Below are 17018 nucleotides of genomic sequence, written 5' to 3'. Positions count from 1 at the left end.
TGGTTGATTCCGGTGGCCCCTCCTCCCTACATTCCTCCGCCGTGTGCAACGAGCACCGCTCGGGTACGTCCGCCGGCCGGCAGGAGGCAAGCACGACCGCCGCACCGGCGGGGCGGACGGGGCGGGCGCGATGAACCGCGGCCATACGCGGCGAGACGCGCTCCGTCCGGGGGAGCCCGGGTTCGTGGAGAGGGAACCACATGTCCGATTGTGCCGATACGACCCGCTACACCGCTCGACCCGAAGGCGCCCGCAAGGGCCGTACGACGGCCCTGCTGGCCGGAGCCGCCCTGCTGGCCCCGCTCGGACTGCTGGCCACGGCCGGCGGCGCCGCCGCGGCGGACGACGCGGTGTGGGACCGCATCGCCCAGTGCGAGAGCGGCGGCAACTGGCACACCAACACCGGCAACGGCTATTACGGCGGGCTCCAGTTCTCCGCCGGCACCTGGCGCGCGTACGGCGGCACCGCCTACGCCCCGACGGCCGACCAGGCCTCCAGAAGCGCGCAGATCGCCGTCGCCACCCGGGTCCAGGCCGACCAGGGCTGGGGCGCCTGGCCGGTCTGCTCGGCCCGCGCCGGAGCCGCCGGCGCCGCCCCGGCGACCCCCTCCCGCACCTCCTCCGGGCACACCCCGGCCCGGAACACCGCGACGCCGAAACACACGACGACGCAGTCCGCCCCCGCCCCGGCGCCGCGGCGCCCGACGGCCTCCAGTGGCCGCGGCAACCACATCACCGTCCGCGAGGGCGACACCCTCAGCGTCATCGCCGCCCGGTACGGAACCAGCTGGCAGCGGCTCTACGCCGCCAACAGGGCCGTCATCGGCGCCGATCCCGACCTGATCGTGCCCGGCCAGCGCCTCGCGCTCTGAGTCCTGCCCGGCTCCCCGGGCCGACCGGAGGCAGCCGCTGTCCCGATGAGGACAGCGGCTGTCCGCGTCCCCCGGCAGACTTGCCCCATGTCGGAGACCTCGGCACGTCTGCTGCGCCTGCTCTCGCTGCTCCAGGCCCACCGCGATTGGTCCGGCGCCGACCTCGCCGGCCGGCTGGGCGTCACCCCGCGCACGGTCCGCCGCGACGTGGACCGGCTGCGGGAACTGGACTATCCGGTCGACGCCAGCCCCGGCACCGGCGGCGGCTACCGGCTGGGCACCGGCGCGCAGCTCCCGCCGCTGCTGCTGGACGACGACGAGGCCGTCGCCGTGGCCGTGGGCCTGCGCACCGCCGCCGGCCAGGGCATCGAGGGCATCGGCGAGACCTCGGTGCGGGCGCTCGCCAAGCTGGAACAGGTGCTGCCGCACCGGCTGCGCCGCCGGGTGGGCGCCCTGAACGCCTTCACGGTGCCGATGCTGCGCGGCGGCCCGCCGTCGGCCCCGGTCGACCCCGCCGTGCTCACCGAACTCGCCCACCTGTGCCGGGACGCCGAGCTGCTGCGGTTCGCGTACCGCGACCACCACGGTGCCGCAGGCCGCCGTACCGTCGAGCCGCACCGGCTGGTCTGCACCGAGCGGCGCTGGTACCTGGTCGCCTGGGACGTGGACCGGGCCGGCTGGCGGACCTTCCGCGTCGACCGCCTCACGCCCCTCCCGCCGCACGGACCGCGCTTCACGCCCCGCGAGCCGCCCGCCGAGGACCTCGCCGCCTACGTCTCGCGGGGCGTCTCCACCGGCGCCTACGCCACGCACGCCGCCGTCCGGCTGCTGGTGCCGCTGGACGAGGCCGCCGAGCGGATCTCGCCCTCCGCCGGGACCCTCGAGGCCGACGGCGCCGACGCGTGCGTCCTGCGGGCCGGGGCCGCGAGCCTGGACGTGATGGTCGTTCACGTCATGATGCTGGGCTTCCCGTTCGAGGTGCTGGAGCCCGCCGAGCTGACCGAGGCGGTCAGGAGGATCCGGGACCGGCTCGACGCCGCCCTGGCCCGGCCCGCGCGGTCCGGCCGGGCGCCGGCGGCTCCGGGCGGGGCCGGGGCGGGGTGACGACACCGCGCCGCGCGACGCCCGCTGCCGTGGGCGCACGTACGGCGGTTGTGTGCTGAATCCGTGAAATCTCCTATGCGGCGTCAGCTTCCGTGCCGCCGTACGGGATTGCCGGCCATTCGCGCCGCGCTGTCCCGCACCCGTCCCCACCACGGCCTTTCCGCCGGGTAATTCGGGGCGGTCCGCCGGTGCGGGTGAATTTCACTCGATTACCCCGGTGAGCCGAACGGAAACCCTCGTTCGGGTGATGGCCGGCAGTGATGCCGGCCGATGTCGGGATGACCGAAACCCGACCGGGAGCTGTGACAGAGGTGTGACCGGAACCGGATACGGCTCTTACCCTGCCGTGCCCGCTTCCGTCGCCGCCGGATGCGGCCTAGCGTGGCGGCATGGCACCGATTCCCACTCCGTCAGCGGAGCCCCAGGACAGTCCGGACGGGTACGTCGGCCTCGACGCCGCCCACGCCGAGCGGCTCGCCCGGGAGCGCGGCTGGCCGTCGGTACGGTCGCTGCCGCCGGGCGCCGTCATCACCATGGAGTACCGCGTGGGCCGGCTCAACTTCGAGGTGCGGGACGGCCGGGTGGCCCGCGCCTGGAAGGGCTGACCCCGGGCCGCGGGCCCCGGCGGGACACGGCGAGGGCCCCGCTCCCCCTGTCGGGGAGCGGGGCCCTCGCCGTGGCGCGGGGTGGTCGTGCGTACCGGACCCCGCCGCCGTTCCCGCCGTCAGCCGCCCGTCAGGGGGCGGGCCGGCTGGGACGTACCGCGGGGGAGACGGTCGGCGTGCGGCGGGCGCCGGCTGCCCACCGGGGTGACCGGGGTGCGTTCCGAACGGGCCGTGTGCGGACCGGGGGCCAGGTGGGCCGGGCCCCGGGAGGCCCGGGTGGCGGCCACCGGCTCGCGGACCGGCGCCGCCTCCGCCGCCGTGCCGCGCGGCCGGAGCGCCGCCGGCCGGACCGGGACGGCCGGCTCGGGCGCGGGCAGGCCGCGACGGTCGCGCAGCCGGTCGCGCAGGGCGAAGAGCCCCAGCTCGGCCCGGGCGATCAGCGGCTCGCACCAGGGCAGGGCGAGCAGGATCAGCAGGCCCGCCGCCCAGCCGAGGAGCACGTCGCTCAGCCAGTGCGTACCGAGGTAGACGGTGGTGAGGCCGACGCCGAGCGAGGTGAGGGCGGAGAGGGCCGACAGCCAGCGGCGCGCTCTCGGGGTGGAGGCCAGATACGCGAGGATTCCCCAGGTCACGACCGCGTTGGCGGTGTGGCCGCTGGGGAATATATCGCCGCCCAGGCCCATCTCGTTGGACCCGATCACGGTCGCGTAGTGCGGACCGAGCCGCCCCATGCCGAGCTTGGCGGCGCCGACCGTGAGGTTCAGCAGCAGCAGCGAGGCGGCCAGGGTGAGCAGCGGGCGCAGGGTGTGCTGCCGCCAGGAGCGCCAGCCGAGCCAGGCCGCGACCATCACGGCGGTGGGGCCGCGCTGGCCCAGCACCACGTAGTAGTCGAGGAAGGCGTGGATCTGCGGCCACTGCTGGTACGGCCGGAAGAACATGACCTGCCAGTCCAGCCGGACCAGCCAGGAGGTGGTCACCACGGCCCACACGATCGCCAGGTAGAAGGCCAGGGTCGCCGAGAAGAGGACGACCCGGTGCCGGCTCATCCTCGGCACATCGATGTGAGCCGGTCGTTCCGACTCACGGTCCAGTCTGGTGAACACCCGGTCCAGACGCCGGATGAGGTTTCGTTCGGTACGCACCCAATCGACGTTACAGCGAGTGAGCTGGGTCCCCGGTCGAAACAGCGGCTTTGTGATGACGATGTGATGTGGCAAACCTCTCAAGGGCGGCCCGAATTCCAGGGATTCCGCAATCGTGGGAGGTCACCCGCGTCAATTCCTTTGATCATGCCGGGTGTTGTTTATATGGCGCTTATGAATGCGTTAACCGGATCCTGGTGCGGATTTCTCCCGGCCGTCATCGGCCACGCGGCCGGTCACGGCGGGCCGGAGCCGTTCAGCCAGAACGCGCCGTAGACCGCCGCCGCGACGGCCAGAGCCGACGTCACCAGCACCGCCCGGGAGGTGCGCAGCCGGGCCAGGGCGAGGGCGAGCGGCAGCAGCACCGGGAAGGCCGGCATCAGCAGCCGAGGCTTGGAGCCGAAGTAGCTCGACGCGCAGAGGGCGAGGGCGAGGACGACCCCCGTGTACACCAGCAGGGCGACGGGCTGGCGCGCGCGGACACCGGTGACGTACAGCCAGATCAGCAGGACCACACCGGTGATCAGGCCGAGGCCGGCGAGGGCCGAGGGGAAGGACGTGAACTTCTCGCCCACGAAGCGGGCGAAGGCGTAGCCGCCGTCGAAGCCGTTGCGCCACCCGGCCTGGACGTCCAGGTACCCGAGCGGCCCCCGGCCGGTGTGCCGCCCGACCCAGAGGACGTACCCGGCGGCACCGAGCGGGGCGATCAGCATGCCGAGCGCGCGGCGCCAGGCGGGGGCGCGTGGCGCCGGCGGCGCGCCGGGGGTGCCGGGTACGGCGGTGGGGGCGGCAGGGGCGTGGGTGCCCGTCGGCGCGTGCGGGGAGAGCGCCGGGGCGGGCGGCTCGGCCGGTCCGCCGGTTGTGCGCGCCGGGGCCCGCGGAACCACGGACGCGCCCGGCGCGCGCATCGCGCCGCGCGCTCGCACGAACGAGACCACGCCCGCCGCCCACACCGCGGCGACCACCGCCACCCCCACCGGCCGGGTCAGCCCCGCCAGCGCGGCCAGCGTGCCCGCGGTCGGCCACCGCCCGGTCAGGACGGCGTACAGCGACCAGGCCGCCAGCGCCGTGAACAGCGACTCGCTGTACGCCATCGACTGCACGACCCCCACCGGCAGCACCGCCCACAGCAACACGGCGCAGACCCCGGCCCGGGCCCCGTACACCCGGTCGGCGACCGCGAAGACACCGGCCGCCGCGGCCAGGGACGCCAGCAGGCCCACCAGGAAACCGGCGTCCGCGTACGACAGCGGGGCGACCGCGTGCAGCAGCCGCTCCAGCCACGGCAGCAGCGGGAAGAAGGCCAGGTCGGAGTGGACGTCCCCGTTCGGCAGCCGCACCTCGTAGCCGTACCCCCCGCCGGCGACCCGGGCGTACCAGAGCGAGTCCCAGCGCGCGGTCAGCAAGGTGTACGCGCTCCTGCCGCGCGCGGCGCTCCACACCGCCAGCACGGCCAGCACCAGGGCGCGCACCGCCGCGTAACCCAGGAGGGCGGGGACCGCCCGGCGCGGGAGGGAGGCGGGGGGCGCGGCCGCGGGCGCGGGAAGTTCGGTCACGGGCTCGATTATCGACCGCGGGCGGAACCGCCCGGACCGCCGGGCCGTGGCCGGCCGGGAGGGCGTGGCGCACGCCACACGGGCCCCGCCGCGCGGGTGAGATGTCCGCCACGTGTCCGCGCGGCGGACTCGCGTACGCTGGCGAGCCACTCGCACGGGTTCGCGCGGGCCGGGGACACCGCTCCTCCCCGGCCGTACGGCAGGGAGTCCCCGCCCCGCCTGTCCGCCCCGCCCGAGGGATCATCTGGGAGGTACGCACATGTCCGGGACGACCACGGCCGCCGCAGGGCCGCGCCGTCGGGCGCCCGGCGCGGATGCCCACCGCTGGGTCGTCCTCGTCGTCCTCTGTGCCAGCCTGCTGCTCGTCGCCCTCGACGCGACCGTGCTGCACGTGGCGGTACCCGCCGTCACCGAGGACCTCCGGCCCGGCGCCGTGGAACTGCTCTGGATCGTCGACGTCTACCCGCTGGTCTGCGCCGCGCTGCTGATCCTGTTCGGCACCCTCGGAGACCGGATCGGCCGCAGACGCGTCCTGCTGCTCGGCTACGCCCTGTTCGGCGTGGCCTCGGCCCTGGCCGCGTTCTCGGCGACCGCCGGGATGCTCATCGCGGCCCGCGCGCTGCTCGGCGCCGGCGGCGCCATGATCATGCCCGCCACCCTGTCGATCCTCCGCCAGGTCTTCCCCGACCGGCGGGAGCGGGCCCTCGCCATCGGCGTCTGGAGCGCGGTGGCGGCGGTCGGCGCGGCGGTCGGCCCGCTGCTCGGCGGCTTCCTGCTGGAGCACTTCTGGTGGGGCGCGGTCTTCCTGGTCAACATCCCGCTGATGCTGGTCAGCCTGCCGGTGGGCCGGCTCCTGCTGCCCGAGTCGCGGGGCGGGCACGACGGCCCGTGGGACGTGACCGGCGCCCTGACCGCGGCGGCCGGCCTCCTCGGTGTGGTCCTCGGCGTGCAGCGGCTGGGCGGCGGGGAGGCGGTGGCCAGCCCCTTCACCGCGCTGCCGCTGGTCATCGGCGCGGGTCTCCTCGTCCTCTTCGTACGGCGCCAGCGTCGGCTCACCCACCCTTTGGTGGACCTGCGCATGTTCCGCCGGCCCGCGTTCAGCACCTCGGTGGGCTGCATCGTGCTGGCCATGCTGGCGCTGGTCGGCCTGGAGCTGATCGCCGCCCAGTACCTCCAGCTGGTGCTCGGCCTGTCACCGCTGGAGACCGGGCTCAGGCTGCTGCCGCTGACCGTCGCCGCGATGGCGGCGGGGCTGGTGGGCGCGCGCATGCTGCGGCGTTTCGGGCCGCGCCGCATGGTCTCCTGCGGCTTCTGCCTGACGGCGGCGGCCGTGCTGACCCTGACGGTGATGGGCGGCACCGACGACCCGCCGCTGCTGCTGACCGGTTTCGTGCTCCTCGGCTTCGGCCTGGAGACCACGCTCTTCGGCGCCTACGAGTCGATGCTCAGCGAGGCCCCGGCCGACCGGGCCGGCGGCGCCGCGGCGATCGGCGAGACGTCGTACCAGCTCGGGGCGGGCATCGGAATCGCGCTGCTGGGCAGCGTGATGAACGCGGCCTACGCACCGGCCCTGCGGTCGGTGCCGGGCGTGCCGCGGGGCGCGTCGGACGCGGCCGGCCACTCGCTCGGCGAGGCCTACGAGGTCGCCCGGCGGCTCGGCGGACCCGCCGGGGCCGCCCTGCGCCGCGCCGCGCGGGACTCCTTCGTGCACGGGCTGCACGTGACCCTGCTGGTCAGCGCCGGCCTGCTGCTGCTGGGCGCGCTGATGGCCCTGCGGCTGCCGCGCACCATGCAGTGCGGCGAGGAGCCGGACGGCACCGCGGCCGGGGTGCCGGGGCCGCGGGAGGCCCGGGCGGCGTCCGACCGGCCGCGGATCTCCGCCTGAGCGGCCCTGAGCCGCCCTGGACGTGCGGGACACCGCACCGTAACGTCGGCCCGAGACCCGTGACTAGCGCTGCTAGTTTAATCAGTTCCCGTGTTCCGGAGGGTGTTCCATGTCCGCGTCCGCGAAGCTGCCCCCGTTCGACCCCGCCGACCCGCTCGGGATCGACGACCTGCTGGAACCGGAGGACCTGGCCGTCCGGGACACCGTCCGCGGCTGGGCCGCCGACCGCGTGCTGCCGTACGTCGCCGACTGGTACGAGAAGGGCGAGCTGCCCGTGATCCGGGAGCTCGCGCGCGAGCTGGGCGCCATCGGCGCGCTCGGCATGTCCCTCACCGGCTACGGATGCGCGGGCGCGAGCGCCGTGCAGTACGGGCTGGCCTGCCTGGAGCTGGAGGCGGCCGACTCGGGCATCCGCTCCCTGGTCTCCGTGCAGGGCTCCCTCGCCATGTACGCCGTCCACCGGTTCGGCAGCGATGAGCAGAAGCAGCAGTGGCTGCCCCGGATGGCCGCCGGCGAGGTGATCGGCTGCTTCGGGCTGACCGAGCCCGACCACGGCTCCGACCCCGCCGCCATGCGCACCCACGCCGTGCGGGACGGTGGGGACTGGGTGCTCAACGGCCGCAAGATGTGGATCACCAACGGATCCGTGGCCGGGGTCGCCGTCGTGTGGGCGCGGACGGACGAGGGCATCCGCGGGTTCGTCGTACCCACCGACAGCCCCGGTTTCTCGGCGCCGGAGATCAGGCACAAGTGGTCCCTGCGCGCCTCCGTCACCAGCGAACTCGTCCTCGACGACGTACGGCTGCCCGGCTCGGCCGTGCTGCCCGGGGTGACCGGACTGCGCGGACCGCTCAGCTGTCTCTCGCACGCCCGCTACGGCATCGTCTGGGGCGCCATGGGGGCGGCCCGCAGCAGCTTCGAGGCGGCCGTGGAGTACGCCCGGACGCGGGAGCAGTTCGGCCGGCCCATCGGCGGCTTCCAGCTCACCCAGGCCAAACTCGCCGACATGGCGGTCGAACTGCACAAGGGCATCCTGCTCGCCCACCATCTGGGGCGGCGGATGGACGCCGGCCGCCTGCGTCCCGAGCAGGTCAGCTTCGGCAAGCTCAACAACGTCCGCGAGGCCATCGACATCTGCCGTACGGCTCGGACGATCCTCGGTGCCAACGGGATCTCCCTGGAATATCCCGTGATGCGGCACGCGACCAACCTGGAGTCGGTGCTCACCTACGAGGGCACCGTCGAGATGCACCAGCTCGTGCTGGGCAAGGCGCTCACCGGGCTCGACGCCTTCCGGTGAGCCCCGTCGGGGGCGGGGCCGGCAGCGGCCCCGCCTCAGCTCTGGTTGAAGAAGCCGTCGGAGCGGTGCGAGGACGCCTCACCGCTGATGATCTCGGTGTCGGCGGGCGTCAGCAGGAACACCCGGTTGGAGACGCGGTCGATCGAACCGCGCAGACCGAAGATGAGCCCCGCCGCGAAGTCCACCACGCGCTTGGCGTCGCCGGGCTCCATGTTGGTGAGGTTCATGATGACCGGGACGCCGTCCCGGAACAGCTCGCCGATGGCGCGGGCGTCCCGGAAGCTGTCCGGGGTGACCGTGCCGATCCTGCGGTCCTTCTCGTCGGCCGGGTCCGTGGCCACCTTCACTCGCGGGTCGGTGACCCAGGCGTCCCCGGACTCGGAGCCCTCGGAGTAGTCGTCGTCGTAGTAGCGCTCGTCATCGTTGTCGTCGACGAGGCCGAGCCACGCACTCGCCTTGCGTACCGATCCCATGGACGCCTCCTCTCACAGCGTTCTTTCTTGCTTTCCGTATCCCTATGGTCATCCATGATGCGGACGGTGCGCCAAGTGGATAGACGCCGCGCGGGGGGTTTGTGACGGTACTGGTGCACAGCAGATCCGTCGAGAGTCCTTGTGCCCCAAGGGGCGCGACTCATACGGGTGCTGACTGAGAGTGAAATATGATCGTTCGCGGCGGACGGGTGATGCACAGTGCGTATGGGTGAACCCCAACGTCCTACCACAGGCCGGGCGAAACCGGCACCTCCCGTGCGCGGAACGCCGACGGCGCACCGGCGCACGGGATCGGCACACGTTATGACGGGCTGCTCATATCCGCGCTGACGGAGCCTCAGGCGCCCACCCGGACCGGGGCACGCCGAAGCCCCCGGCGGGGCCGGGGGCTGGGCGTGCGGGGGAGGGGCGGGACCGCTCCTAGTTCTTCGGTTCCGGCGGGGAGATCCGCGACCGGGAGATCGCGGAGCCCGTCGTGTCCCACTTCTTGAGGATCTTGTCGTAGGTGCCGTCCGCGAGCAGCTTGTTCACCGCCGCCCGGAAGGCCGGGGCCAGCGGGGTGCCCTTCTTGAACGCGAAGCCGACGTCCAGGCGGTGGAACTCGTTGAGGAACTTCAGGCCCTGCTGGTGGGCGACGGCATAGCGCAGGCCGTTGATCGTGGACATCACGACGTCGCTGCGGCCCTGCTGGAGGGAGGACCAGATCGCGCTCGTCTCCCCGTAGGTCTGCACCTGGTAGGCCTTCTTGCCCGCGTCGGCGCACACGTGCTCGTTCTCCTCCAGCGTGGCCTCGAAGGTCGTGCCGGCGGCGGTCGCGACGTTCAGGCCGCACAGCTGCCTCAGGTCCGTGATCTTCGACAGCTTGCTGTCCTTGCGGGTGGCGAACCCCTGGCCGTCGTTGATGTAGGTGACGAAGTCGATGGTCCTGCGCCGCTCGTCGGTGACGCCGAAGTTGCTCGCGCCGACGTCGTACTTGCCGCTGTCCAGAGCCGGCAGGATCGCCTCGAAACTCGCCTGCTCCAGCTTCAGCCTGATGCCCAGTACCCGTGCCACCGCCTTGGCGAAGTCGACGTCCTGGCCGGTGAGGGTCGTGCCGTCGGCGAGGTAGGTGGTGCCCGGCGGGGTGCCGCCGATACTGACCGCCACGGTGAGGCCGGTGGTGCCCGCCGGCAGCAGCTTCGCCGCGGCCGCGTCCTTCTTCTCTGCGGAGACGACGTCCGTGGTGGGCACCTTGACGGACCGGGCCGCGACTCCGGCGGCGTCCGTGCCGCCCGGGTCACCGGACCCGGAACCGCACGCGGTGAGGAGCAGGGCGGCCGAGGTGATGCCGACAAAGGGTATGAAATGCCGATAGGTGGGCGTACGCATCGGGGAGCGGTCTCCTGAAGCCGAAGGGTGTACGACAACGCGAGGGGAGGGGTGCGCGTGTGAAGGCGGAGAAGCAAGAGAACGCGGGTGCGCCCGCCCTGGGGGCGGGGGCGCGCAGGGGGTCAGCTCAACAGGAGGAGGACCACACGCGACCGAAGTCGATGTGGGAGCGGGTGACCAGCCACTGCTGTGGATGCATGGGGCAAGTGGAACAGGCATTCGGTTCGGCGTCAACCGAGTTGAGACGTGGTGCTCACAGTATGGACAGCCTTGACAGCGTGGGGAAACGCCCCCGTACCCTCGGGGTGCGGCCCTGCTGAGGGGCTCGGCCGTAGCGCGCCGCGCGGCGCGTTTCGTGTGAAGGCACCACCCCGTACCGACGAACCTCCCCCGCTCCCGGCCTCGTCCGAGCGGGGGACTCTGCCCGTCACGGAGCCTTCGCATGTCATCCGACACCCTCGCCAAAGTGCCCACGGCCCCGGATCTGCCCGGACCCGCGGACGTCCCGCGGATCGTCCCGCAGCGCCGGTACGGGCAGTGGGCCGCCGCCGTCGCCGTCCTCCTCCTGCTCGCACTGGCCGGCAACTCGGTCGCGCGCAACAAGGCGTTCCAGTGGGACGTCGTCGCCGACTACTTCACCTCGGACTCCGTCCTGCGCGGGCTGTGGCTCACCCTGTGGCTGACCGCGGTGGTGATGGTCCTCGGCTTCGCCCTCGGCGCCCTGCTCGCCGCGTTCCGATTGGCCGCCAACCCGGTGCTGCGCGCGGTCAGCTGGGGCTACGTGTGGCTGTTCCGGTCGATCCCGATCCTGGTGCAGCTGCTGCTGTGGTTCAACATCGGGGCGCTGTACCCGCAGGTGTTCGGCGTGAGGACCGTCGACCTGCTCAGCCCGGTCGCCGTCGCCGTCGTCGGTCTCACCCTGCACGAGGCCGCCTACGCCGCCGAGGTGGTCCGCGGCGGGATCCTCTCCGTGGACCGCGGCCAGATCCAGGCGGCCCAGGCGCTCGGGCTGAGCCGGTGGCGGCGCTGGTGGCGGATCGTGCTGCCGCAGGCGATGCGTTCCATCGTCCCGCCGGCCGGGAACATGCTGATCGGCACCCTCAAGGGCACCTCGATCGTCAGTGTCATCGCCGTCAACGACCTCCTGTTCTCAGCCCAGTTGATCTATCACCGCACCTATCAGGTGATCCCGCTGCTGATGGTCGCCACCCTCTGGTACGCCGTGGTCACCTCGGTGCTGGGCGTCGGCCAGTACTACGTCGAGAAGCGCTACGCGCGCGGCACGGAGAGCGCCCGATGAGACAGCAGCTGGTGATCGTCGGAGCCGGGCCGCGGGGGACCGGCATCCTCGAACGCATCGCCGCCAACGCACCCGCGCTGCACGGGGGTTCGGGCCTCGACATCCATCTGGTCGATCCCCACCCGCCGGGCGGCGGACGTATCTGGCGCGAGGAGCAGTCGCCGCTGCTGTGGATGAACTCCCACGCCGAGGACGTCACCATGTTCACCGACGAGACGGTGGCGATGGACGGCCCGGTGCGCGAGGGCCCCACCCTGCACGAGTGGGCCCGGCTCGACGGCCGCGTCTTCGCCGACCGCCGGGTCCAGGGCCGCTACCTGCGCTGGGTCTACGAGCAGGCCCTCGCCGACCTGCCCGCCGACGTCTCCGTGTACCACCACCCCCGGCGCGCCCTCCGGGTCGGCGGGCCGCGCGAGGGCCGCCAGCAGGTGTGGCTGGAGGACCGCCCGCGCCCCCTCCTGGCCGACCTGGTGATCCTCACCCTCGGCCACCTGGACGGTGAACTGGACGCCGACCAGGCCGAACTGGCGCGGTACGCCCGCGAGCACGGCCTGGTGCACCTGCCGCCCGACTTCACCGCCGACAGCGACCTGTCCTCGCTCGCGCCCGGCGAACCCGTCCTCGTCCGCGGGTTCGGTCTGGCCTTCGTCGACCTGATGGTGCTGCTCACCGAGGGCCGCGGCGGACGGTACGAGGGGGACACCTACCTCCCCTCCGGGCGGGAGCCGGTGCTGTACGTCGGCTCGCGGCGCGGCGTGCCCTACCACTCCAAGATCGGCTACGACTGGACCGGCGACCGGCCCCCGCTGCCCCGCTTCCTCGGCCCCGCCGAGGTGGCGGAACTGCTGGCCCGGCCCGACGGCTTCGACTTCCGGCGCGATGTGTGGCCGCTGGTCGAGAAGGAGCTGGGCTTCGCCCACTACCACCGGCTGTTCACCGCCCACCCCGGGCGCACGGCGATGGCCTGGACCGACTTCGAGGAGAAGTACGCACTGGCCGGCGACCCCGCCGAGATCCGCGCGCTGGTCGCCGCGGCCGTACCGGACCCGGCCGACCGGCTCGACCTCGCCGCGCTCGACCATCCGCTGGACGGCGTCCGATACGCCTCGCACGAGGAGTTCCAGGCGGGGCTCAGGGAGTACGTCGAAGCCGACCTGGACCGGCGTCACGACCCCGCGCACAGCCCTGACCTGGGTGTCTTCCTCGGGCTGCTCTCCGTCTACGGGCAGCTCGTACGGCTCGGGGACGTCGGACCCTGGTGGCACGGGTTCTTCAGCTACCTGGCGTCCGGGCCGCCCGGCCCCCGGCTGCGGCAGCTGCTCGCGCTGTCCCGGGCCGGACTGCTGAGATTCGTCGGTGCCGGCATGACCGTCACCGCCGAGGACGGGGTGTTCCGGGCGGCGAGCCCCACGGTGCCGGGGTTCTCCGTGACGGCCCGGGCGCTGGTCGAGGCCCGGCTGCCCGAGCCCACCGTCGGACGGGCCCGGGACGGACTGCTGCGCGAACTGCACGCCGACGGCGCCGCCTCCACCCCCGGCGGGCTGCTCCGGGTCGACCCCCGCGACGGCCGGGTCCTCGACGGCGCCGGGCGCCCGCACCCGCGGCGCTTCGCGCTCGGCCCGTACACCGACACCCGTACCCCCGGCGCCTTCACCCGCCCGCGCACCGGCGGACCCGCGTTCCGGCAGAACGACGCCACCGCCCGGGCGGCCCTGGCCTTCCTGCGCGATCTGGCCGGCCGCCTGGCCGCCTGAACCCCTCGACCCGAAAAGGAACCCACCCGTCATGACCGTCATGGTCGACATCAGGTCGGTGCACAAGAGCTTCGGCCCGCTGGAGGTGCTCCGGGGCATCGACCTCCAGGTGCGCGCCGGCGAGGTCACCGTCGTGCTCGGCCCGTCCGGCTCCGGCAAGTCCACGCTGCTGCGCACCATCAACCACCTGGAGAAGGTGGACCGGGGCGAGATCAGCGTGGACGGCGCGCTGGTGGGCTACCGGCGCGCCGGGGACCGGCTGTACGAGCTGCCCGAGCGGGAGGTGCTCCGCCGGCGCACCCGGATCGGGTTCGTCTTCCAGAACTTCCACCTGTTCCCGCACCTCACCGTGGTGGACAACGTCGTCGAGGCGCCGGTGTCCGCGCTGAAGCAGCCCCGGAGGCAGGCGCTGGAGGACGCGCACCGGCTGCTGGAGCGGGTCGGGCTGGCGGACAAGGCCGGCGCCTACCCGCGGCAGCTGTCCGGCGGCCAGCAACAGCGGGTCGCCATCGCCCGGGCGCTGGCCCTGGAGCCGAAGCTGCTGCTGTTCGACGAGCCCACCTCGGCGCTCGATCCCGAACTGGTGGGCGAGGTCCTCGACGTCATCCGGGACCTGGCGGCGGGCGGCACCACGATGATCGTCGTCACCCACGAGATCGCCTTCGCCCGGGAGGTCGCCGACACGGTGGTGTTCATGGCCGACGGCAGGATCGTCGAGCAGGGGCCGCCGGGGGAGGTCCTCGGCGCTCCGCGGGAGGAGCGGACCCGGACGTTCCTGGCGAAGGTGCTGTGAGCGCGGTGGCCGGGGGCGGCGCGGGCGGACGAGGACGGCGGGGGTGCCCGGCATGAGCGGTCTGCTGCACCTCGCCGCCGCCGTGGACCGGCCCGGCACCCCCGACGCCGACTCCTCGGCCGAACTGGCCCTGCTCGCCGAGCGCGGCGGGCTGGACTTCGTGACCCTCGACGACTCCTTCGCCCGGCCCGGGGCCGACGCGCTCGGCGGCCCGGGGGACGACCGCGGCCTCGGCCGACGTGCTCCTGACCCGGCACCGGCCGCTGTAGGCGGCCCGTGCCGGGTACGCCGGCGTCAAGCGGCGGCTCACGGCGCACGGCCGTGGGCCGGGGGACCTGAAGGTCATGTCCCGGATCACGGTCGTCCTCGGGGACAGCGCCGCCGAGGCGCAGGAGCGGGCGGCCGGCCTCAGGCGGCAGCGGATCACCCCGCTGTACGCGCTGTACGCGCTGGAACGGGTCTGGGGCACCGACCTGTCCGGCCACGACCCGGACGGCCCGCTGCCCGCGACCGCGCCCGCCACCGGGGACGGCCACCGGCTGCGGCTGGCCGAGCGGTGGCGGGCGCTGTCCCGGGACACGGGGCTGTCCGTCCGGGAGACCGTGGCCGAGGTGAGCGGCCGTCAGTCCTTCGTCGGCACCCCCGCCGAGGTCGCCGCCGAACTGCACCGCTACGTGCGCGAGGGGACCACCGACGGCTTCGCGCTGGTCCCCGAGGTCCCGGCCGACGGGCCGGCTCAGTTCGTGGACCTGGTCGTGCCGCTGCTCCAGGAGCGCGGCGCGTTCCGCACCCGATACCGGGGGCGCACCCTGCGCTCCCATCTCGGCCTGCCGCACCCGCTCGGGGGCGCCGGCCGCACAGGAGAGGAGTCGACGGCATGACGACGGACGCATCCGACGCGTGGAAGCAGTGGCACGAGAACCGCGTGGCGGCGGTGACGGCGCCCTTCGGGCCGCTCGCGCTGACCGCGACGTACTGGATCGAGGACTATCCGGAAGGGCAACTTCCGGACATTCCCGGGACCTGGGTGGCCGAAGAGGACGGGGTGGTGCTCACCGCCGCCGACGCCGACGGCCTCACCCTGGACGGCCGGCCGCTCGGCGGGACCGTCAGGCTGGCCGCCGACACCGGCCCGGAGTCCGGGGCGCGGCTCGCGCTGGGTGGGAAGCGACTGGTCGTCCTGGTCCGCGAGGGCGTCTGGGGGGTGCGCGTCTACGACCCCGGCGCCGAGGCCCGCCGTGCCTTCCCGGGCATCGAGGCGGACCCCTACGACCCGGACTGGGCGCTGCCGGCCCGGTTCACGCCGTACGAGGCCACGCGCACCGTACGGCTCGGCAACGCGGACGGCCGGGAGCGCGGGTTCGACCTCGCCGGGGAGCTGCGCTTCACCCTGGCCGGGCGGGAGCGGACGCTGAAGGTCGCGCGGCAGGCGGACGGGGGGCTGTGGGCGGTGTTCGCCGACGCCACCAGCGGCGACACGAGCTTCCGGTTCCGTTTCCTGTTCACCGGGGCGCCGGACGCCGAGGGGCGCACGACGGCCGACTTCAACCGCGCCCAGCTCCCGCCGTGCGCCTTCGCCGACCACTTCCTCTGCCCCCTCCCGGCCCCCGGGAACACGCTGGACGTGGCGGTGCCGGCGGGGGAGCGCCGGCCTGGCTGAGCGAGGTGCGGACCGGGGCGGCGCAGGGGCGTCTTGATTCTTTCGGGTGGTTTGGGGGCGACGGCCGAAAGGCACCCTTGTGCCGACCGGCCGTTCGGCCGAATACTCCCCCTCAGCGCTTGTCAGGGGCATGCGTATTTGACGTCCGGTCGGTTCCCTGGCTGCGCCTCACGGGCCCCGACCCCACGCGGGCCCCCCGAATTCCCTTGGAGGGAACGACAAGTGAGGATCAAGCGCATCACCCCCCGCAACGGTGCCACGAGACGGACCCGGCTGACCGCCGTGGCCACCGGCTTCCTGGCCGCAGCGGCGTTCGCGGCCCCCACCGCCAACGCCAGTGACTCCCCCACGTTCAGCGCCGCCCAGCTGACCAGTGCGAGCGACTCCGTCCGCCAGGCCGACGTCCCCGGTACGGCCTGGGCGGTCGACAGCAGCACCCACCGCGTCGTCGTCACCGTCGACAGCACGGTGTCCCCGGCCGAGATCGCCCGGATCAAGCAGCGGGCCGGCGGCGAGGCGGGCGCGCTCACCATCAAGCACACCCCCGGCACCTTCAGGAAGCTGATCACCGGCGGCGACGCCATCTACGGCGGTTCCTACCGCTGTTCCCTCGGCTTCAACGTGCACAGCGGCAGCACGTACTACTTCCTGACCGCCGGACACTGCGGTGAGGTCGCCTCCACCTGGTACAGCAATTCCAGCAAGACCACGGTGCTGGGCACCAACGTCGGCTACAGCTTCCCGGGCAACGACTTCGCACTCGTGCGCTACACCAACTCCTCGGTGGCGCACCCGAGCGCGGTGGGCAGCCAGACCATCAGCAGCGCGGCCACCCCGTCCGTGGGGACGACCGTCTACCGGCGCGGCTCCACCACCGGCACCCACAGCGGCCGGGTGACGGCGCTGAACGCCACGGTCAACTACGGCAGCGGCGACGTCGTCTCCGGGCTGATCCAGACCACCGTCTGCGCCGAGGGCGGCGACAGCGGCGGCCCCCTCTACGGGGGCAGCGTGGCCTACGGTCTGACCTCCGGCGGCAGCGGCGACTGCTCCTCCGGCGGGACGACCTTCTTCCAGCCGGTCACCGAGGCGCTGAGCTACTACGGGGTCACCCTGCCCTGATCCTCCCCGGCCCTTCCTTCCGGTGACACGAGCCCCCGCCGACGCGCGCGAGCGGGGGCTCCG

Annotated in this window: 14 protein-coding genes and 1 pseudogene; 11 read left to right on the top strand and 4 right to left on the bottom strand. The window is 73.6% G+C overall.

Translation table 11 applies throughout. From position 1 onward, the window contains the following. Nucleotides 1-200 precede the first annotated feature (200 nt). The 3 genes from ACIQVT_RS18075 to ACIQVT_RS18065 all read left to right on the top strand — a co-directional run bounded on the left by ACIQVT_RS18075 (nucleotide 201) and on the right by ACIQVT_RS18065 (nucleotide 2581). Nucleotides 201-872, top strand: coding sequence for a transglycosylase family protein (locus tag ACIQVT_RS18075; protein WP_403753982.1), 672 nt, complete (start codon nucleotides 201-203; stop codon nucleotides 870-872). Nucleotides 873-959: 87 nt separating this feature from the next. Next, complete coding sequence (locus ACIQVT_RS18070; RefSeq protein WP_403753979.1) at nucleotides 960-1976, top strand: helix-turn-helix transcriptional regulator; 1017 nt, start codon at nucleotides 960-962, stop codon at nucleotides 1974-1976. A 389-nt stretch (nucleotides 1977-2365) separates the two neighbouring features. Next, nucleotides 2366-2581: an I78 family peptidase inhibitor gene (locus ACIQVT_RS18065; RefSeq protein WP_403753976.1), complete on the top strand. Its 216-nt coding sequence runs from the start codon at nucleotides 2366-2368 to the stop codon at nucleotides 2579-2581. Between the two features lie 119 nt (nucleotides 2582-2700). On the opposite strand, the gene ACIQVT_RS18060 is transcribed toward ACIQVT_RS18065, so the two are convergent. Together ACIQVT_RS18060 and ACIQVT_RS18055 are read right to left on the bottom strand one after the other, a co-directional pair. Further along, entirely contained in the window at nucleotides 2701-3723 is a 1023-nt protein-coding gene (locus tag ACIQVT_RS18060; RefSeq protein WP_403753974.1) for a phosphatase PAP2 family protein, read from the bottom strand. A gap of 236 nt (nucleotides 3724-3959) precedes the next feature. Further along, complete coding sequence (locus ACIQVT_RS18055; RefSeq protein WP_403753971.1) at nucleotides 3960-5279, bottom strand: hypothetical protein; 1320 nt, start codon at nucleotides 5277-5279, stop codon at nucleotides 3960-3962. A gap of 259 nt (nucleotides 5280-5538) precedes the next feature. On the opposite strand from ACIQVT_RS18055, the gene ACIQVT_RS18050 reads away from it, so the two are divergent. Both ACIQVT_RS18050 and ACIQVT_RS18045 read left to right on the top strand, forming a co-directional pair. Next, complete coding sequence (locus ACIQVT_RS18050; protein ID WP_403753968.1) at nucleotides 5539-7164, top strand: MFS transporter; 1626 nt, start codon at nucleotides 5539-5541, stop codon at nucleotides 7162-7164. Nucleotides 7165-7273: 109 nt separating this feature from the next. Next, nucleotides 7274-8464 (top strand): acyl-CoA dehydrogenase family protein, encoded by a 1191-nt coding sequence (locus ACIQVT_RS18045; RefSeq protein WP_403753965.1) that lies wholly within the window; start codon nucleotides 7274-7276, stop codon nucleotides 8462-8464. A gap of 35 nt (nucleotides 8465-8499) precedes the next feature. Here ACIQVT_RS18045 and ACIQVT_RS18040 read toward each other — a convergent pair whose 3' ends face one another. Together ACIQVT_RS18040 and ACIQVT_RS18035 are read right to left on the bottom strand one after the other, a co-directional pair. Then, nucleotides 8500-8937 carry a cell division protein SepF gene (locus ACIQVT_RS18040; protein ID WP_403753962.1) on the bottom strand — a complete coding sequence of 146 codons (438 nt, stop codon included), beginning with the start codon at nucleotides 8935-8937 and terminating at the stop codon, nucleotides 8500-8502. A gap of 441 nt (nucleotides 8938-9378) precedes the next feature. Next, on the bottom strand, nucleotides 9379-10326 hold the full coding sequence (locus ACIQVT_RS18035; protein WP_403753959.1) for an ABC transporter substrate-binding protein: 948 nt from the start codon (nucleotides 10324-10326) through the stop codon (nucleotides 9379-9381). 442 nt (nucleotides 10327-10768) lie between these two features. On the opposite strand from ACIQVT_RS18035, the gene ACIQVT_RS18030 reads away from it, so the two are divergent. The 6 genes and pseudogenes from ACIQVT_RS18030 to ACIQVT_RS18005 all read left to right on the top strand — a co-directional run bounded on the left by ACIQVT_RS18030 (nucleotide 10769) and on the right by ACIQVT_RS18005 (nucleotide 16955). Then, nucleotides 10769-11626 carry an amino acid ABC transporter permease gene (locus tag ACIQVT_RS18030; RefSeq protein WP_403753956.1) on the top strand — a complete coding sequence of 286 codons (858 nt, stop codon included), beginning with the start codon at nucleotides 10769-10771 and terminating at the stop codon, nucleotides 11624-11626. Beyond that, on the top strand, nucleotides 11623-13380 hold the full coding sequence (locus ACIQVT_RS18025) for an FAD/NAD(P)-binding protein (RefSeq protein WP_403753953.1): 1758 nt from the start codon (nucleotides 11623-11625) through the stop codon (nucleotides 13378-13380). Before ACIQVT_RS18030 ends, ACIQVT_RS18025 begins: the two co-directional genes overlap by 4 nt. Nucleotides 13381-13411: 31 nt before the next feature. Then, nucleotides 13412-14173 (top strand): amino acid ABC transporter ATP-binding protein, encoded by a 762-nt coding sequence (locus ACIQVT_RS18020; RefSeq protein ID WP_403753950.1) that lies wholly within the window; start codon nucleotides 13412-13414, stop codon nucleotides 14171-14173. Between the two features lie 287 nt (nucleotides 14174-14460). After that, nucleotides 14461-15054, top strand: a pseudogene (locus ACIQVT_RS18015) (LLM class flavin-dependent oxidoreductase); the annotation flags it as partial. Further along, complete coding sequence (locus ACIQVT_RS18010; protein ID WP_403753947.1) at nucleotides 15051-15833, top strand: DUF1684 domain-containing protein; 783 nt, start codon at nucleotides 15051-15053, stop codon at nucleotides 15831-15833. The pseudogene ACIQVT_RS18015 and the gene ACIQVT_RS18010, both read left to right, overlap by 4 nt. Before the next feature lie 222 nt (nucleotides 15834-16055). Next, on the top strand, nucleotides 16056-16955 hold the full coding sequence (locus ACIQVT_RS18005; protein ID WP_403753944.1) for a S1 family peptidase: 900 nt from the start codon (nucleotides 16056-16058) through the stop codon (nucleotides 16953-16955). Nucleotides 16956-17018: the final 63 nt, after the last annotated feature.

This window comes from Streptomyces sp. NPDC100445 (assembly GCF_044759735.1).
GTDB lineage: Bacteria > Actinomycetota > Actinomycetes > Streptomycetales > Streptomycetaceae > Streptomyces.
This window is presented reverse-complemented; position numbering and strand designations above follow the sequence as displayed.